The following is a 17,392-nucleotide window of genomic DNA, read 5'->3' as shown; positions in this document are numbered from 1 at the left end:
CAAATGAAAAATTTATTGTTCACTACTGTTAAAAAATTCTTAAAAAAAAGTAATACATGTCACACAAAGTAATTATTATCAGTGGTTTAAAAAACAAAAGAGTCAATTTTATCTAAATTGACTCCTGAATTAAAATTACACGATTTATAGGAATAATACAAAATATTTTTTATTTAGATTTAATCCAAATAACTAGTTTTACTTGTCAAAAAACTGTATTGGTCGGTTAATACTTTCTTCCAATACAATTAGTGTTTCCGTACGGTCTATACCATCCACCTTTTGAATATTATCCAAAACAGTCCGCAGATGATTTGTGTCTTTGCAGATGATTTTAGCGAAAATAGAGTAATTGCCAGTTGTATAATAAGCATTAATAACCTCCGGAATCTGTTTGAGCATTTCAATGACATTATCGTACAAGCTACTTTTCTCCAAATAAATCCCCAAGAAGGCAGAAATGTCATAACCAAGTTTAGAGAAATCTATATTAAGCGTGGCACTTTTAACCACTCCCATATCTTCCAACTTACGCATTCGTACGTGAACTGTACCAGAAGATACAAATACTTTTTTGGCAATCTCTGTATAAGGAGTCTTAGCATCCTGATTCAACAACGAGATGATTTTGAGATCCACATTGTCAATATCTAAAATTTTATCCATTTTTTTTAGGTGATTTTGAAGTCATGTTAATAAAACCATGCGTAAATTATAAAACAGTTAAAAATTAACAAAATTTATTTTTCAATTTGCAAATTAAATTAAAACCTATTTATTTTGACATTGCTTTAGATTCAAATATTTAATTTGAACAGCAAAATGATTAACCAAATTAAGTATTGCTAAAAAATAAATTGCTTCATTACGAAGCAAAATTCACGATTGAAACTTTTAATCTCTAAAGTTATATTTGGGTTTATATTCTGAAAAGAGTCTTGTCGCTGGCAAGACTTTTTTGTTACTTATTTTTGAATATAAAATACAAATTTATTTGTTTGAAAAGTTTTTTGATGTATATTTACATCATCAAAGAGCAGAAAAACCCATGACACTCTTCATCAAAATACTGACAGCAGGATTATTAGCCACATTAACTTCGTTAAGTTTGCTTGCATCCGACATAAAATCAAGCGTTTCTAAAAAAGAGACTATGATTGAATTGAAGCCAGTAGCTCAGATGAATGCTAGCAATTCAGATAGCTATATTTGTGAATGGGCTTGGCCTGAGTTTACTTTGGATGTGATTGATAGTCATATCCCATTTATATTCAGAACAAAGAAAGCTGCTGATTTAGAAGAATTAAAAGTATTAGTAAACATCAACGGAAAAGGTAAGATTGTTGGTTTTGATGTACTAACAGAAAATGTTGACAAAGGGACTAAAGAACGAGTTGCTCATGTGTTGAGAAAATTACCTAAAGCTCAACCTGTACCTGGATTTACAAGCTACAGCGATACATCTTTTGAATTGCTCATCAGTTACTAAGAGTTAAACTCACCAATTAATCCCCGACGAAAGTTGGGGATTTTTTTTTGAATGGTTATGAAAGCTTTTTCCATCGTCTTATTTTTAAGGGATATGTAAACCTATCCTATGATGAACAAAATTTACGGTACACTGCTTGCATCCCTGATGGGACTTGCAGCCACCCAAGCACAGGAGTTTGGAAAGATATTCCCAGAACAAAACAGCCAATCTAAATTTTACACCGTTTCAGGTGAGCGGCATGGTCAATCCTTTTTTAAAAAATATGAATTTCCTGAAGTGGAATATACTCCAGGAGAAACCTTGACCTTTGATATTTATCACACGCCTGATGTCATGTATCATTGGTACCGCCTTTGGGCAGAACAGTACCCTGATATCACAGAATTGTATGAAGTGGCACGTTCTTTTGAAGGCCGTCCTATTCTGCAAATGACGATTACCAATAAAAAAACTGGAAAGCATACCAACAAGCCAGCGGCCTTCTTTGAAGGAGGACGCCATGGAGGAGAGGTTACTGCAAGTGAGGCTGTATTATGGTTGACACAGTATTTGTTGGAAAATTATGGTAAAGATCCTGAAATCACCCATCTGATTGATACCAAAACTATTTATGTTCGCCCACAAAACAACCCCGACGGAACAAACATGTACCTCTTCTCAGAACAACGGAATAGAAGTACGGTACGTCCATTTGATGTAGATGGAGATGGTCTGTATGATGAAGACCCGGAGGAAGATTTGAATGGAGATGGTGTCATCCACATGATGCGCAAAAAAGCAGTCACTCCGGAAGAGAAAGAGAAAGCCAATTACATCATTGACCCGAGAGATCCTAAAAAACGCTTGATGAAGCGAGTGCTGGATGGTAAAGGTGATTACTTGATGTATACGGAAGGAATCGACAATGATGGAGATGGCAGATTCAATGAAGATGGTATAGGTGGTTTGGATTTACACCGAAACTATCCAGAAAATTGGAGACCAAACTCTAGAGAAGATGCAACTGGAAGAGGCTACACCCAATTTGGTGCTGGAGAATATCCTTTAAGTGAAATTGAAACGCGGGCAACCTTCCTATGGTTGATCAAGCATCCAAACATTTCAGTGGTCAACTCTTTAGATACTCGCGTGCCTATGCACTTGAGACCACCGTCCACTTCCAGCAGTGTAGAATCTATGTTTGAAAAAGATCGTAAAATCTATGAATACTACGATAGCTTGGGTATGAGCATTACTGGTTATCCTTGGGCAGGTGATGTGTATGAAACTTATAGTACCCGAGGAGGCACCAATAGACTGACAGGAGATCCACTTAAACCAAACCCACTATTTGGTCACGGACCTGATTTTGGTTATTTCTATTATGGAGCTATATGGTATGGTGACGAACTTTGGAATAACGGGGCCATGAAAGATTATGATGGTGACGGAGTATTGGATGATTACGATGCGCTTCGTTGGGATGATGAGGAAAACGGTAGCAGGGGCTTTAAAGTATGGGAAAAGTTTATGCACCCACAATTAGGCGAAGTTGAAATCGGTGGTTTCCATCCCAAATTCTTCTCTCAAAATGGCCCACCTTGGCAGTTGGAAGGATGGATTAAAAAACAGTCCTTGTTCAATGTGGCTATGGCTATGGACTTACCTGAACTCATCATGGAAGATCCTGTCGTCCAAAAAATCGGTAATGAATATGAGGTAACTGTCAAGTGGAAAAACGTGGGTAAACTTCCTGTAGCCCTAGATCAAGCCAAACGAGTAAAAATCGTACAAGAAGATCGCGTAATGTTGGAGTTTGATAAAGAACTTACCAAAGGCCACGAAAAAGCCATTGTGCAGATCAGCCAACCAAGTTTGTATGACAAAACCATCTACGCTGGCTATACAGATGCCGGAGAAGAAAAAGAAGTAAAATTCCGTGTGAAAGTCAACCAAAAAGAGCCTGTGAAAGCAAAAGTGAAATTGCTTTCAACTAGAGGGGGTTACTTAGAGCAAGAAGTTACGCTTCAATAATTAAAAAACCTTTGAGACTGGAAAGGTTTCAAATGTAAGCGCCTTTTAGAGCTTTGGGAGTTCATAAAATCCTGAGGTTCTAAAAGGCCTTTCTATACCTATTTCTTTTCACTTTCCTGCACGGGCTTTTTTTCTGAAACCTTAATCAAACGATCCATACTATTTTCTGAAAGAAACTAATACACAATTTGTTCTCTACAAAAGCAGTTTATTTCAGGACATTATTCTATCAAAACTTTGCTTTCGTGGGGTAATTCTGTGCGCCTGCTTCGAGAAATCCCTCATGGCCACCGATTAGGCACTGTATGTTTTCCCAAAATCCTCAAAGCATCCTCTTGCACAGCCAATAACTTTTGTGCCTTCCAAATAGTGTCTCGGGCAAATCTTCCTGCTTCCTCAACATCCACTATAGGAAAAGGATAATCCACCCCAAGAGTAAATCCCATCATCTGCTGCTCCAAAACCGTCAATTTCCATGGTTCGTGTATGTAGGGTATCTGTAAACTTGCCAATTCAGGAACCCATTTTTTGATAAAAGTCCCTTCTGGATCGTGTTCCTGCGATTGTTTGACAGGATTGTAGATGCGAACTGTATTGATGCCTGTCACTCCTGCCTGCATTTGAAACTGCGGAAAATGGATTCCGGGTTCAAAGTCTAAAAACTGTTTTGCTAAATGCACCTCTCCTGCCCTCCAATCCTGCCAAAGATGATGGGTTAAAAAAGATACCAACATGGCACGCATACGGAAATTCAAATAACCGGTTTCTACCACACAACGCATACAAGCATCTACCATGGGAATACCTGTGAGCCCTTTTTTCCATGCGTCTACTTTTCTCTTATCCAAGGGTTTTACTAGCTCATCAAAGCCGCGATTGACGTGCTCAAACTCCATTCTACATTCCGATTCAAACTTCTGGATAAAATGACAATGCCAACGAAGCCTTGACTGAAAATTCGTTAGATTCCGTACAAATTTTTTGGTCTTTTTGATCCGTTCGGCCTCCTGATAGACTTGCCGAATGGATAAATTACCCCAAGCCAAATATGGGGACAAGCGGCTGCAACCCCTCCTACTCAATTCAGGCTTGGAAATATGACGATTGTAATTAGCTGCTCTTTCAGAGAAAAAAGAGTCGAAATACCGTTTGGCGGTACTTGGGCCACCTTTTTGCATTTGAGGAACAGGGGTTTTCCAAGAATCAGGAATTGGTAAACTTTCAATACTTTCTAAAACAGCTTTTGGTAAGGTATAGAAAATTGCATTCTTCAAATTTGGGTGAACTTGTGGAGATGACATTTGTGCATACCATTCTTGGGACCATTGGGAGCGATCTTTTCTTCCACGCTTAACTCCTTGATGCCTGAATTCTTTCCAAATTATACCTTGCTCAGCAAAATATCGCTTCATCCGTTTATCCCGATCAAAGGTTACTCGGAGTCCTGTTTCCAGATGGGAGAATACGAGTGTTAGTTGATATGCTTTAGCTAACTTCTCAAAAACTTGCAGCGGATCAGCATAGAAGATATGTACTCGAGTATCCATACTAGCCAATGATTGATTAATATCCTGCAAACTCTCCCATACGAAACGCCAATGTCGCTCATCACTTTGAGGTGCATTCACGAGTTCGGGTTCAAAAATATAGAGCAAAATAACTGGCATTCCTGCTTGACCTGCTGCCGATAAGGCTTCATGATCCTGTAAGCGTAAATCACGCTTAAACCAAACAATAGAAACTTTCTGCATCATGAATCAAACAAATAAATGAATTCAAAGTTTTGAAAGCATGGAAAAGATCAAAGAAATCAGCCCCGAAGACATTGATAGAATCATAGAAATGGCATGGGAAGACCGGACCCCTTTTGATGCCATAGAGAATCAGTTTGGTGTATCTGAACAAGAAGTCATAGAATTGATGCGCCGTGAAATGAAAGCCAGCTCCTTTAAAATGTGGCGCGAGCGTGTTCAAGGTCGTAGGACAAAGCATATAGCCAAAGCGCCTGATAATCTGTTACGATTTAAATCAAATCAACAACGAAAGATAACTTTTAATAAAATTAGCAAACGGAAGTAATATAGAAAAAACCCGACAGGTTTTTAAAAACCTGCCGGGTTTGGTCCATAAATCTTAGGCACTACTCCCCCTCAATCTCCTTAACCAACTCCATATACCAATCTGGTCCAAAATGACGGATCAATGCATCTTTCAGGAAAATATATAAAGGTACCCCTAGCTTTTTACCCAAAACACAGGCAGCACTGCAAATATCCCAGCGATCATAATTCAAAGCTTCGTACTCATCGTATTTTTTGATCCGGATGGGATAGAGATGACAACTGATGGGTTTTTGATAATCTGTTTTCCCATCCAAATACGCTTGCTCAATACCGCACTTGAGTACACCTTTTTCATCATATAAAGCATAGGCACATTCTCGGTTATCTCCAATGGTTGGCGTGCCCTTGTCTCCATCCTTATCAATTACCCAAGTACCTTGTTGCTCGATCACTGTTCTTCCTTCGGGAGTAATGTAATCTTTGATAGCAGGATAGATTTTTTCCAAAATCTCCGTCTCATGATCTTCCAGTGGAGCCCCTGCATCTCCTTCCACACAGCATGCGCCCTTGCACTTTTCCAAATCACATACAAAAAACTGCTCTTTTATATCATCGCTGATCACAGCGTTACCAACCAATATCATAATTCAAACTTTTTGCAAAGGTAAAAAGAAATCCAACACCTGTTCTACTCTAAAGTTTATCCTGTTTTTTTCCGCACATAGACATCCTTTGTTAATCGAGCGATGGTATTTCCATATTCATCCACTACTTGACAGGGAAATGTGAAAACTTTTTTCCCTAAAGAATCGACCTCACGCTTCATTTCCTCTATCGCTACGGGCTCCAAAGAAAATTCAGCATACACCGTCCCTTTTCCAGGCTTTAGAAAATCAATACTCGCTGCCTTATCCCAGACAATGTAGTCTTTGCCTAAATTGATGATTAGGATAAACATGAAAAAAGGATCACACATGGAATACAAAGAACCTCCAAAAGCTGTTCCAACGAGATTGCGATTATACCAAGTTAATTTCAGACGTACTTTAAAATAGGTAAATGACTCATTGTAATCAATCACCCGAATACCTGAAAACAAATACGGTGGGTAGAAATTCAAAAGCTTGATTAAACGAATATATTTTTTCTTGGCTTTCGGGTTCATAAAATTACTTGAAAATGAAGATCAAATATGCAAGAATTGTGAATGTATACTAAAAAAAGAACCGCTCCAAATGAATGGAACGGTTCAACCCAGCACTATGAAGAAAAGCTTTTAAAGCCTTTATATATGTATAAACATGCGTTTGATATTTTTGTTTCAAAAGATTTACAAAAAAAATCAATATTTTTTTTTAGAACCTAAATTCGTAACCAGCTGTGATAAATCTAGGCAATCCTAAACGAATGCCTTCTGGTCTTCTAGAGGCAATAAAACGCTCATTGGTTAAATTTTTGATTGTTAGATTATAGCGTGAATTCCACTTTTTTACATCATAAATCAAGGTAGCATCGATGGTAGTAAATGCAGGCATCAATCCAATCCGACCATCAAAGCGAGGCTCAATTGTATTTAATTGATCCGTAAATTGCTGTCCAACGTGGTTTAAAGTCAAGCGACCACCAAAACCCATTTCAGTTTCTAATGTCAATGCTGTATTGATTAACCATTCAGGTGCATAAGGAGTGCGAAGCCCTTTAACATTAATTTCATTGATAATTCTATCAGCACCAAAAACAGAATTTACATACGTGATATTTGCATCGTAGAACAAATTAATCTTCTCCCAATTCAACAGCCTGGAAAGCTCCAAATTCACCATAGCCTCCACACCCTCATGAAGTGTACGCCCTGCATTGACCACTCCAAAACCAGCTCCTCCCAAGGATTGTGCTACCGGAATAATTTGGTTGCTGAAATCCATTCTGAAACCTGCTACTTCAACAAATAACCATGGCGTAAACTGTGATCGCAATCCCAACTCTATATTGACAGATGATTCTGCATCCAAGTCCAATGCTTGCCCTTCACCTGTCACAGCATCCTGTACTCTTGGAGGACCAAATCCTCTATGTACTCCTCCAAAGATATTTACTTTGGTAGAAGGACGATAATTAAATCCCGCACCAGGGATAAATTCACTTACTACATTTGTTCCGATCAATACAGTATCCTTCACCACTCCTCCAAATCGTCCTCTAAGAATATCTCTGTCAGCAACATAATTTTCATACCTCAACCCTACATTCACATCAAACTTTGAGGAAACATTAGTCGTATTTTGAAAATATGCACTGAAAGCATTACCGGTACGAATTTCATCTTCTACTAATAAGCCACTTCTCACACCAGCTTGGGTACCATTCACTCTTTTCACAAATGCTCTTTCATAATGCAAACGGACTCCTGTAATCAGTTCATTTTTCAGGTTAAACAAATTATGATTAGCTTCTATTCGGGGTTCTATACCAGCTACCTCATAAGAGCGATCTCTGTTGCCTGTGCTGTTTCGCATAAAAATTGCTCCACCCGGCACATCCAAGTCTCCCCAATATACCCCAGTCCAATTGGCGGGAGGAGTGTTCGTAATGTTTTGTGCAAAGTCCTGTCTGCTCCAGTTTCGAGTAGTGGTATACCCATAAGCAATGGTTCGGAGCTTAACATTTTCACTAATCCTGTATTTGTGAGACAAACTCAAAGAAAGTCTCCTTACCTCCAATTTATCATCCGGAGCTAAAGGCTCAAAATCATTCTCTGCACGATCAAACATCAACTGATTCATGCCAATATAGGTAGTATTCGATACCTCGTCATAAATACCAATCTTCATCCCCAATTCAGAGCGATCGCTCAAATCGAACAAAAACTTAGCATTTAAATCTGTTAAGCTAAAGGTTGTTGGTCCCAAATTCTCTGCACTTCTTCTCAATAAACTCACATGATAACCAGTATTACCTACCGTATTGCCATAGTTAACCAAACCCGAAAAATAGCCACCTTGACCTCCTTGGATATTAATCCTTCCTTCCGAAGACTCCGGAGGATTAGCTGTAATAAAGTTTACCACCCCACCCACTGTTCGGGGTCCATATAAAATCTGTCCTGAACCTTTCAGGATTTCCATCCCTTCCATTCGATCTACCGGAGGTGTATAATACATCTCAGGCTCTCCATAAGGATTCAAGGCCACAGGTACCCCGTCTTCCATAATCAATATCGAACGGCTCATGTTAGGATCCAAGCCACGGATACCCATACTCAAACGCATACCTGTAAGATCATCCTCTACCACATTCACACCCGGAGTACGACGCAAAGCCTCTGCAATGCTGATCGGATTAACAAAATCAAGTTCTCTTCTATCGATATAATTAACAGATCCCGGGGTTTTAGAAAACAAACGATCTTTACTGGAAATAATGGTAATTTCTGGCATATCTACCCCCATCTCTGAAAATATTACCTCTAATTCCTGAATTTGACCATTGATGATTTCCACTGATCTTGTAACTGAACGATATCCCACCGCAGATATTTTGATTTGGTAAGTACCATTTGGAATATTGACCAAAGAAAATTTTCCCTCTATATCAGCCACAGCTCCTTTGATGGTACCCAATACCTGAATATTGGCAAAAGGAACCGGATCACCACTTTGGGCACGGATTACCCCTTTCACAACCTCTTCATCCTCATCAGCAGAATAATATACTGGATTAGCATTTAATTCCCCCCCTATTAGAAAAGGGAAAACACCAAGTATCCACATCAACAGTAATAAATTTGGGACCTTAAGACTCATCTTATTTAGATTAAATTTAATTAACAGCGCAAAAGTAAAATCTATTTAAACTTAATCCAAATAAGAGCTCGAGCAATCTCATTGATTATTCCTATTCATAAAAAATTCTTATGGATAAAATAAATATTGTTGAAGTATTTCATCGCTAATCAAGAGATAACTCAACAATCATTTATAAAAGGCTCATAAATAGAAAATGAACTGAACCAAAACGGCGTTATTAAGACATGTGTGATAAATCTTAAACAGACAGCTCATGGGTACTTTTGGTGTATATGTCGAAATATATACCTATCAAAAAGAAATATTTATCTTAATTTGCAGCATGCAAGCCGATCTGTCGCTGTCCCGTCTGACGGGAGAGAGGAAAGTCCGGGCAACACAGAGCGCCATACTTCCTAACGGGAAGGGGGCTTACTGGTGACGGTAAGTTCACAGAAAGTGCCACAGAAAATATACCGTCCCGATAGCTATCGGGATAAGGGTGAAATGGTGGGGTAAGAGCCCACCGGGTCCTTGGTGACAAGGATTGCATGGTAAACCTTATGGGTTGAAAGACCAAATAGGTCCTGCGCCGGATTAAGTTTCGGGAAAGGCGGCTCGTCTTTGTGCAGGATGGGTAGGTCGATGGAGTCTTGGTGTGAATCAAGACCTAGATAAATGACAGATGCCTCGTAAGAGGAACAGAACCCGGCTTATAGGCTTGCATATTCTTTGTTAAATACCATACACAACTATATGTCAAAAATCTTGATCATAGATGACGAACGCGTCATTAGAGCTACATTAAAAGAAATATTAGAATACGAAAAGTATCAGGTAGACGAGGCTCCGGATGGTGAGGCTGGATTGAAGAAGATTATGGAAGAGGACTATGACCTTGTACTCTGTGATATCAAAATGCCAAAAATGGATGGTTTAGAAGTTTTAGAAAAAGCGAAAGAACTGGAGAAAAATCCTCAATTCATCATGATTTCTGCCCATGGCAGCATTGAAACTGCTGTAGAAGCCACTAAAAAAGGAGCCTTTGATTTTGTCCCCAAACCACCAGACTTAAACCGTCTATTACTTACCGTACGCAATGCCTTGGACAAAAAGAACCTCGTTTCAGAAACCAAGGTATTGAAAAAGAAATTATCCCAAAAATTGGATATGGTAGGAAATTCCCCTGCTATTCAGGAGGTCAAAAACACTATTGAAAAGGTAGCTCCGACCGATGCACGGGTATTAATTACGGGACCTAATGGAACAGGAAAAGAATTGGTTGCTCATTGGTTGCACACCAAAAGTAATCGAGCACAAGCACCTTTTATTGCAGTCAATTGTGCTGCTATTCCAGCTGAGTTGATTGAAAGTGAATTATTTGGCCACGAAAAAGGAGCCTTTACTTCCGCTGTCAAACAACGGGTAGGTAAATTTGAACAAGCCAGTGGTGGTACCCTTTTCTTAGATGAAATTGGAGATATGAGTTTATCCGCTCAATCTAAAGTTTTGCGGGCTTTGCAAGAGCACAAGGTTACTCGAGTGGGCGGAGATAAAGATATCAAAGTGGATGTAAGAGTTTTAGCCGCAACAAACAAAGATCTAAAAAAGGAAATTGAAGAAGGCCGATTCAGAGAAGACCTCTATCATCGATTAAGTGTCATTTTGATACAAGTACCGGCATTGAAAGACCGCGTGGAAGATATCCCTGAGTTGGTAGACAAATTTTTAGGAGACATTGCTGCTGAATATGGTACGTCTAAAAAAGGGATCAGTGAAGAAGCACTGAGAGAATTACAGAAGTTTTCCTGGACTGGAAATATCAGAGAATTAAGAAACGTTGTAGAACGTCTGGTAATACTTGGAGATAAAACAATTTCATTGGAAGATGTCAAAAAATATGCTGACTATTAATGGTCAGCATATTTTTTACCCTTTTACTTCTTGGTTATCAACAGCTTTTGCGTAAGCTGGACAAGGCTTGCTAGATGCACACGAAGACAGTGCGAAGATAGCCATGACTGCAACAATTATTCCTAATCTTTTCATATGGTATGGATTTACCTTCAAATATGTCCAATTACTCCAAGAATTACAAGAATTAATTGACCATTAAATTGCAGCCTCGAGTTTCGCTGTTGTCAAATCTTCCCAATACTTCCAAATTTCCTTTGGTATCCATTCTTCCCAAATCCTGGGTTTCAATAAAAGCACAGGAATGAAAATTCGCCAAATCAACCACATTGATACCTCCTGAGGAGCGGGTTGTATAAGATAATGGATCATTGATATCTCTCAAAAAAACACGCATAGTTTCAGGTAATATGTATTTCCCCTCCCCTTGGGAATAGGCCTGAGAGAGTAACTCTGTCATTCCATACTCCGAATGAATAGCTGGAACTTGAAACGCTTCTTTCAAGATGTCATGTACCTCTTCCCGAATCATTTCTTTTCTTCTCCCCTTCATCCCTCCTGTTTCCATCACGATTAGATTATTCATGGACGGAATATGATCTGACTTTTCTGCCAAATCCAACAAAGCAAATGTCACTCCAAGAAGTAGTACCTTTTTTTTACCCTTTCTCAAATCATGTAATTGTGCGAGTAACTGCTCATGATTATAAAGATAAAAGCCTGAAAATGGACTCTCAGAATGTTGGATGAAGTCCTCTGCCATAGCTACCAATGAACTACCCTCCCGCTCCAGGTAAGCTGGTAGCAAGGCCAGCACATGAAATTCTTTCAGTGAACCATAAACTTGTTCAAAAATACGACGAGCATGCTTTAGATAAAATTCTTTTGACCAATAATAATGTTTGCTTGTAATCATTCCAGTGGTACCTGAACTGGAAAAAAAACCCTCAGCGGGAAGACCACCTTCACAATATACTTCATAATCTTTGAAAAATTGAATGGGTAAAAACGGAATAGCCTCCAAAGACTGAATGGACTGAGGATGAATTTTCCGATAATGTAGATATGTGCGATACACGGGATTATGGACAGCCTGAAACTGAAATACCTTTAATGCCAGGTTTTCAAAATTTTCTGGTGTGAGATTAATTAAATCAGTCTCAAAACTTTTGAAATAATTCATCGTTTTATAATTTGTCCTCGGAAATTTCAGCAATTTTACGTTTAACTTGACAATGTAAAGATACAAGCGCATGCGTAGCCTAAAAAATTATCTTTTGATATTCACTTTTGCCCTCCTTTGGATAGGTTGTATGAATGCACCTGAAAACTTCCCCACTGTGCCTGAAATCAGCTTTGAGCGCATGGAATTTGTTTCTAGCCCAGGAGGTGATTCATTGGTCGTAGTTGTAGGTTTCCGGGACGCAGAAGGTGATTTAGGCCTGAACCCAACCGATATTGATCCTCCATTCAATTCTCAGAATTTTCTAAGAACTCCTCAGGGTCAGTTAATTACTTTCAGTAATAGACCTCCAGATGCACCCAATTTCAATCCTATTGATTGGGCTATCAATCCAATAGTAAACAATGTAATCGTCAGAGACACTATTTGGGTGCAGCCCAATGAAAATCATTTCAATATTTTTGTCCGCTTTTTCATCAAAAGAAATGGACAATTTACCGAATTTCGTTGGCAGGATCCTCCATTTTTCACCACCTTCAATGGTAGATTTCCCAGATTTCTAACAAGCAATGCAGAAAGAGCCGTTGAAGGTAATATCCGATATGCCATGATTTCTTCAGGTTGGGAGTCTATTTTCAGAAATGACACTATCCGTATCGATGTACAAATTCAGGACCGTGCGCTCAACAGAAGTAACACCGCATCTTCTCCAGAACTCACCCTCAATCAAATCAGGCGTAGGTAAAATCGCATCAGTGCATTTCCTTACTGAACATGATCAGCCGATCGATTGCTTCTTCTAATATATCATCCTCTTTGGCAAAGCAAAAGCGAAGGACTTTGTTATCTTTTTTGTTATGGTAAAAGGAAGAAACCGGGATAGCTGCCACTCTAGCCTGCACAGTCATTTTCTTTGCCAATTCATAATCTGCTTCCTTGCTCAGATGCTTATAGGAAACAGTTTGGAAAAAGCTTCCCTCAGCAGGTATGAACTCGAATAAGGTTTCATTCAACCCTTTGATAAATAAATTCCGTTTGGATTCATAAAATTCTCCTACATGCAAATAACGTGTAGGGTCTACCATAAAATCCGCCAATGCAAATTGAAATGGAGTTGCCGTACTGAAGGTAACGTATTGATGGATTTTTCTAAATTCTTTGGTCAAGGCTGCTGGTGCTAAGCAATACCCAATTTTCCATCCTGTCACATGAAAGGTTTTCCCCAAAGAACCGCATACAAACGTCTTAGATTTCAGCGAATCAATCATGCATGGAGAAAGGTGCTTACGCTCATCAAATAGGATATGGTCATAAACCTCATCACTTATGATATAAATTTCCTTTTCCCCTATCAATTCACTTAAGGTTTTGAAGTCTGATTCTTTCCAAACATACCCACCTGGATTGTGTGGATTATTGATAATGATGGCTTTTGTTCGATCAGAGAGTGCATCTTTTACCTTTCCCCAAGAGATACTGAAGTCTTCCTCTTCCAGGGAGACAAATACTGGTATACCACCACTCAATTGTATTGCCGGAACGTAACTATCGTAGGCCGGTTCCAACACAATCACCTCATCACCAGGTCGCACCACTGTGGTGATTGATACAAACAATGCTTCTGTAGCTCCTGAAACCACCGTAATCTCGGTATCCAAGTCAAAATGGATACCGTACAAATGATGCGATTTCTCCTCAATGCGCTGCCGCAATAGCCCAACCCCGTGCATGGGGGCGTACTGATTGTAGCCTTTGCGCATATATTCAGACACGAGGTCCTGTAAGTACGGATAACAATCAAAGCCAGGGAAGCCTTGCGCCAGATTAATGGCCTCACAGGAGTTGGCTAAATTAGTCATAACCGTAAAAATGGTCGTCTCTACTTGGGGTAACTTAGAAAGCAGCATGGATGATCTTGGGTTAATACTTCCCTAAAGGTAAAAAATGCATTTCGCTAAAAAAATACCGCTGACAATCTTAAACGTTTAACTGAAAATTGAGAATGAAGGTGAAGTGAATAGTGTGACAGTGAACAATGAGGGATCAACAGCTAGTTTTATCTATAAAAGAAAAACTTTAAGCCACTAAAAACTCTAAGCTCTGATTTTATATTTCTTGACTCTAAACCTAATATTCCACTTTTAGGTGTGCTCCACCTTCTACAAAAAACCTTCTACCAGAATCTGAATCGCTTCTCATTGATTCTATTTCGAAAGATCCAGTTGTCAAAAATGTCATTAGACAAGTATAGTTCCACTCCGAAGTTGATGGTAAGGTAACCGTCATAGCGCTCGTTAAGGCCAGAACCTCGTCTGATACGACCACGGTTTTCGAGGATCCTTTGAACATCAGGCTCCCCTGTGATATCATTAATAAAATCTGGATTTCTCACTGCTAAACTTAGTCGGTCCGGATTACCTGTACCGTCAGATCGATAATCCCTGATCAAATCCATATAGAATTCACTGATATTAAAAGCTGAGATATCGTCCAAATAGTCTGTTAAAGTCCAGCGATAATTCACTTCAATAAAAAAATCAGACCATACATTGGCCTTGTATTTCATACCAATTCCTGTGGGAAATACGATGATATGTTTGTTGTAGGGGTTATTTTCAATTTGTAGAGGTCTTAGATCTACCCAACGACCATTCCATTCGGCCTGAGGATCATTGGTAGACACACCTACTCCTGCAAAGGCATAAAAGTTAATAAAATTACGAGTAATATTATAGACTTTGACCGGTTTCAAATGGATTTCTCCTATTAAAGACGTCTCCCAGTTACGAGCCCTGAAATGCAGGTTTCGGGGAGATCTGAAACTTCGAGGATCAGCAGGTGGATCCTGACCGGACATGCGTACATGGGAAACTTCCCAGCGTAGTTTTGTGTAGGTACCAACTACTTTTCTGACAGCAATATTGGCATTCCAATCTGGCTGAATCCCTTCATTGTATCTCCAAAGGGAATAAAGTTCACCAAAATATTGAGTCATCCCTCCAGAAGCCGATACCGACCAAGGGGCATCAAAGCGATAGCGATAAAAACTTTGGGAAAAAGCAATTTCACCCGCAAACATACATACAACCAGTAAAATAAGCTTTTTCATCGAGGGATTAATCACATATCGGTTTACTTTTCGGGAATAAAGAAATACAAAAATCTTTATTTATTCAATTTTTCTCCACCACTTATTATATGAATATCTCGTTGAGGGAAAGGAATTTCTATATTTTCTTCCTTGAAACGTTTGAAAATCTCAAAATACAATTCTGATTTTAAAACTTTGGGCTTATTGATGTAATCAATTGTCCATACTCTAAGAATAAAATTTAAACTGCTATCATCAAATTCTTCAAACAGAACATCTGGCTTTGGATCTTGAAGAACACCTGTATGGGCCATCGCAACTGCGATCAAAATATCTCTAACTTTTTCTGGATCTTCTTTGTAGGAGACTCCAACTGGAAAGTTAAATCTCACCTTACGCTCATTGTAGGACCAATTGATTACTTGAGAATCGATGAATTGGGAATTGGGGATAATGACAGAAATATTGTCATTAGTAATGACTTTAGTCGAGCGAGCGGATATGGTGACTACATCCCCTGAAATTTCCCCTACCTCAATACGATCCCCAACTTTTATGGGTTGCTCAAATAAGATAATCAACCCACTTATAAAATTATTGGTGATATTCTGAAGACCAAAACCAATACCAACACCCAATGCACCGGCCAAAATCCCGAAGGCACTTAAATCAATTCCGTTGGTCTGTAAAATGGAAAATAATCCAGCTATAATTAAAATGTACTTAACTATTGTTCCAACCGACTGACGGGTACCCATTTCTAAGGAATAGCGAGTGAGTACCCTATTGACCAATACCCTTCTACTCCATTCAGCTACTACAAATAAGATAAAAATAGAAATGGTTATTGTCAACAGGAGGCCTACTGTCAAGGAACTTTCACCAATGGAAAATAGCCTCAAACTCAATATTTCATTAAAAAAATCGACGATCTCTACTATCTTTTCTTTTTTAAATTCCCACATGGATTTGATATAGCTAGCCCTTTAAGTAAAGACAAGGTAATTAAAAATTGTTTAAATATTGAGCAAATTGGACTGACTTAAGTAATCCTCATCCTCGGCAAAAATAAACAATAAGGCCCCTTCTTTGACTATATCAATGAGATACTTACTTTCTTCGGTAGGTAATGCAGGGCAACCCAAACTTCTCCCCAAACGCCCAGTCTCCTTAATAAAATCTTCTCTTGCATAATCTGCGCCATGGATAACAACCGCTCGCTCTCTTGCCTGATCATTGAATCCTTTCTCCAAACCATCCAAGCGAAGGGAATAGCCATGTTTACCTTGATAGGTTTCGGCTGTGCGATAGAAGCCCAAACTACTCATATACGAAGATTGACGATTAGAAAAGCGCTCTGCCATCAGTTCTCCTGAATTTCTCCCATGAGCAACATATCCATGATGAATCAATCTTGCATTGCTGATATCTATTATCCAAAGACGTTTCTGAGAAGAGGGTAATGAAAAATCAATTACCGCCAACGGCTTACCTTCATCTATGGCCTCTGATGCAACTAGATTGAGGTAACCTTTAATTCCTAACTCCAATACATCCTTGGAAGGTAGCTCAAATGGTTGTTCTGTAGCTTGAAGTTGTTCCCATAGTTCATCGACAACAGAAATAGAGTTTGACTCATCTTTTGCTGTAATTGGATTGTAAATAGGTTGGGTGAAGGAACTTCCTAAAAGAAGTATCCAACTAAGGGCGATTATACGCATGTATCGGAGTGGTTTTGCTGTTGAATAAAAACATATACAATAAACAACCGCTAACTGAAGTACCTAAGTTCCAAATACTTCATAAAAAATCCTACTCATTTACTAATTTGATTTTTTTCAAGGAATGAGC

Annotated in this window: 15 protein-coding genes and 1 other RNA gene; 6 read left to right on the top strand and 10 right to left on the bottom strand. The window is 38.9% G+C overall.

Going from position 1 to position 17,392, the window contains the following annotated elements:
• Positions 1 to 198: 198 nt before the first annotated feature.
• Complete coding sequence (locus ACXIUD_RS17710; protein ID WP_189583264.1) at positions 199 to 666, bottom strand: Lrp/AsnC ligand binding domain-containing protein; 468 nt, start codon at positions 664 to 666, stop codon at positions 199 to 201.
• Between the two features lie 247 nt (positions 667 to 913).
• On the opposite strand from ACXIUD_RS17710, the gene ACXIUD_RS17705 reads away from it, so the two are divergent.
• Together ACXIUD_RS17705 and ACXIUD_RS17700 are read left to right on the top strand one after the other, a co-directional pair.
• Positions 914 to 1,489 (top strand): hypothetical protein, encoded by a 576-nt coding sequence (locus tag ACXIUD_RS17705; protein ID WP_458053980.1) that lies wholly within the window; start codon positions 914 to 916, stop codon positions 1,487 to 1,489.
• A 108-nt stretch (positions 1,490 to 1,597) separates the two neighbouring features.
• On the top strand, positions 1,598 to 3,505 hold the full coding sequence (locus ACXIUD_RS17700) for a M14 family metallopeptidase (RefSeq protein ID WP_458053979.1): 1,908 nt from the start codon (positions 1,598 to 1,600) through the stop codon (positions 3,503 to 3,505).
• Positions 3,506 to 3,786: 281 nt separating this feature from the next.
• Here ACXIUD_RS17700 and ACXIUD_RS17695 read toward each other — a convergent pair whose 3' ends face one another.
• A complete protein-coding gene (locus tag ACXIUD_RS17695) occupies positions 3,787 to 5,259 on the bottom strand; it encodes an FAD-binding domain-containing protein (protein WP_458053978.1) in 1,473 nt (490 codons plus the stop codon).
• Positions 5,260 to 5,296: 37 nt separating this feature from the next.
• Between ACXIUD_RS17695 and ACXIUD_RS17690 the strand changes: the two genes are divergently transcribed.
• A complete protein-coding gene (locus ACXIUD_RS17690; protein ID WP_458053977.1) occupies positions 5,297 to 5,584 on the top strand; it encodes a TIGR03643 family protein in 288 nt (95 codons plus the stop codon).
• Between the two features lie 61 nt (positions 5,585 to 5,645).
• Here the strand turns inward: ACXIUD_RS17690 and ACXIUD_RS17685 are convergent, their stop codons facing one another.
• The 3 genes from ACXIUD_RS17685 to ACXIUD_RS17675 form a co-directional block, all read right to left on the bottom strand.
• On the bottom strand, positions 5,646 to 6,212 hold the full coding sequence (locus ACXIUD_RS17685; protein ID WP_458053976.1) for a DUF3109 family protein: 567 nt from the start codon (positions 6,210 to 6,212) through the stop codon (positions 5,646 to 5,648).
• 56 nt (positions 6,213 to 6,268) lie between these two features.
• Positions 6,269 to 6,733, bottom strand: a complete 465-nt coding sequence (locus tag ACXIUD_RS17680) for a DUF4442 domain-containing protein (RefSeq protein ID WP_458053975.1) — start codon at positions 6,731 to 6,733, stop codon at positions 6,269 to 6,271.
• A 190-nt stretch (positions 6,734 to 6,923) separates the two neighbouring features.
• Positions 6,924 to 9,371: a TonB-dependent receptor domain-containing protein gene (locus ACXIUD_RS17675; RefSeq protein WP_458053974.1), complete on the bottom strand. Its 2,448-nt coding sequence runs from the start codon at positions 9,369 to 9,371 to the stop codon at positions 6,924 to 6,926.
• 324 nt (positions 9,372 to 9,695) lie between these two features.
• On the opposite strand from ACXIUD_RS17675, the gene rnpB reads away from it, so the two are divergent.
• Positions 9,696 to 10,085: RNase P RNA component class A (gene rnpB, locus ACXIUD_RS17670), an RNA gene on the top strand.
• 24 nt (positions 10,086 to 10,109) lie between these two features.
• The gene (locus ACXIUD_RS17665) at positions 10,110 to 11,267 is read left to right on the top strand and encodes a sigma-54-dependent transcriptional regulator (protein WP_458053973.1); all 1,158 of its coding nucleotides are present in this window, start codon (positions 10,110 to 10,112) and stop codon (positions 11,265 to 11,267) included.
• A 187-nt stretch (positions 11,268 to 11,454) separates the two neighbouring features.
• Here ACXIUD_RS17665 and ACXIUD_RS17660 read toward each other — a convergent pair whose 3' ends face one another.
• Positions 11,455 to 12,450, bottom strand: a complete 996-nt coding sequence (locus ACXIUD_RS17660) for an acyl transferase (RefSeq protein ID WP_458053972.1) — start codon at positions 12,448 to 12,450, stop codon at positions 11,455 to 11,457.
• 70 nt (positions 12,451 to 12,520) lie between these two features.
• Between ACXIUD_RS17660 and ACXIUD_RS17655 the strand changes: the two genes are divergently transcribed.
• Positions 12,521 to 13,195 carry a hypothetical protein gene (locus ACXIUD_RS17655; protein ID WP_458053971.1) on the top strand — a complete coding sequence of 225 codons (675 nt, stop codon included), beginning with the start codon at positions 12,521 to 12,523 and terminating at the stop codon, positions 13,193 to 13,195.
• Between the two features lie 7 nt (positions 13,196 to 13,202).
• Here the strand turns inward: ACXIUD_RS17655 and ACXIUD_RS17650 are convergent, their stop codons facing one another.
• The 4 genes from ACXIUD_RS17650 to ACXIUD_RS17635 all read right to left on the bottom strand — a co-directional run bounded on the left by ACXIUD_RS17650 (position 13,203) and on the right by ACXIUD_RS17635 (position 17,262).
• Positions 13,203 to 14,357 carry a methionine aminotransferase gene (locus ACXIUD_RS17650; RefSeq protein ID WP_458053970.1) on the bottom strand — a complete coding sequence of 385 codons (1,155 nt, stop codon included), beginning with the start codon at positions 14,355 to 14,357 and terminating at the stop codon, positions 13,203 to 13,205.
• Between the two features lie 266 nt (positions 14,358 to 14,623).
• Positions 14,624 to 15,559: a hypothetical protein gene (locus ACXIUD_RS17645; RefSeq protein WP_458053969.1), complete on the bottom strand. Its 936-nt coding sequence runs from the start codon at positions 15,557 to 15,559 to the stop codon at positions 14,624 to 14,626.
• 56 nt (positions 15,560 to 15,615) lie between these two features.
• Positions 15,616 to 16,506: a mechanosensitive ion channel family protein gene (locus ACXIUD_RS17640; RefSeq protein WP_458053968.1), complete on the bottom strand. Its 891-nt coding sequence runs from the start codon at positions 16,504 to 16,506 to the stop codon at positions 15,616 to 15,618.
• Positions 16,507 to 16,557: 51 nt separating this feature from the next.
• Entirely contained in the window at positions 16,558 to 17,262 is a 705-nt protein-coding gene (locus ACXIUD_RS17635; protein WP_458053967.1) for a murein L,D-transpeptidase catalytic domain family protein, read from the bottom strand.
• Between the last annotated feature and the right edge of the window lie 130 nt (positions 17,263 to 17,392).

Source organism: Mongoliitalea sp., from assembly GCF_054166905.1.
Note: the sequence above shows the minus strand (reverse complement) of the source record. Positions and strands in the feature narration are given on the sequence as shown.

Coding starts and splice junctions, on each gene's coding strand:
- ACXIUD_RS17690 (WP_458053977.1), top strand. CDS start 5,297: ATGGAAAAGATCAAAGAAATCAGCCCCGAAGACATTGATAGAATCATA.
- ACXIUD_RS17640 (WP_458053968.1), bottom strand. CDS start 16,506: ATGTGGGAATTTAAAAAAGAAAAGATAGTAGAGATCGTCGATTTTTTT.
- ACXIUD_RS17680 (WP_458053975.1), bottom strand. CDS start 6,733: ATGAACCCGAAAGCCAAGAAAAAATATATTCGTTTAATCAAGCTTTTG.
- ACXIUD_RS17685 (WP_458053976.1), bottom strand. CDS start 6,212: ATGATATTGGTTGGTAACGCTGTGATCAGCGATGATATAAAAGAGCAG.
- ACXIUD_RS17665 (WP_458053973.1), top strand. CDS start 10,110: ATGTCAAAAATCTTGATCATAGATGACGAACGCGTCATTAGAGCTACA.
- ACXIUD_RS17655 (WP_458053971.1), top strand. CDS start 12,521: ATGCGTAGCCTAAAAAATTATCTTTTGATATTCACTTTTGCCCTCCTT.
- ACXIUD_RS17645 (WP_458053969.1), bottom strand. CDS start 15,559: ATGAAAAAGCTTATTTTACTGGTTGTATGTATGTTTGCGGGTGAAATT.
- ACXIUD_RS17635 (WP_458053967.1), bottom strand. CDS start 17,262: ATGCGTATAATCGCCCTTAGTTGGATACTTCTTTTAGGAAGTTCCTTC.
- ACXIUD_RS17660 (WP_458053972.1), bottom strand. CDS start 12,450: ATGAATTATTTCAAAAGTTTTGAGACTGATTTAATTAATCTCACACCA.
- ACXIUD_RS17675 (WP_458053974.1), bottom strand. CDS start 9,371: ATGAGTCTTAAGGTCCCAAATTTATTACTGTTGATGTGGATACTTGGT.
- ACXIUD_RS17695 (WP_458053978.1), bottom strand. CDS start 5,259: ATGATGCAGAAAGTTTCTATTGTTTGGTTTAAGCGTGATTTACGCTTA.
- ACXIUD_RS17650 (WP_458053970.1), bottom strand. CDS start 14,357: ATGCTGCTTTCTAAGTTACCCCAAGTAGAGACGACCATTTTTACGGTT.
- ACXIUD_RS17710 (WP_189583264.1), bottom strand. CDS start 666: ATGGATAAAATTTTAGATATTGACAATGTGGATCTCAAAATCATCTCG.
- ACXIUD_RS17700 (WP_458053979.1), top strand. CDS start 1,598: ATGATGAACAAAATTTACGGTACACTGCTTGCATCCCTGATGGGACTT.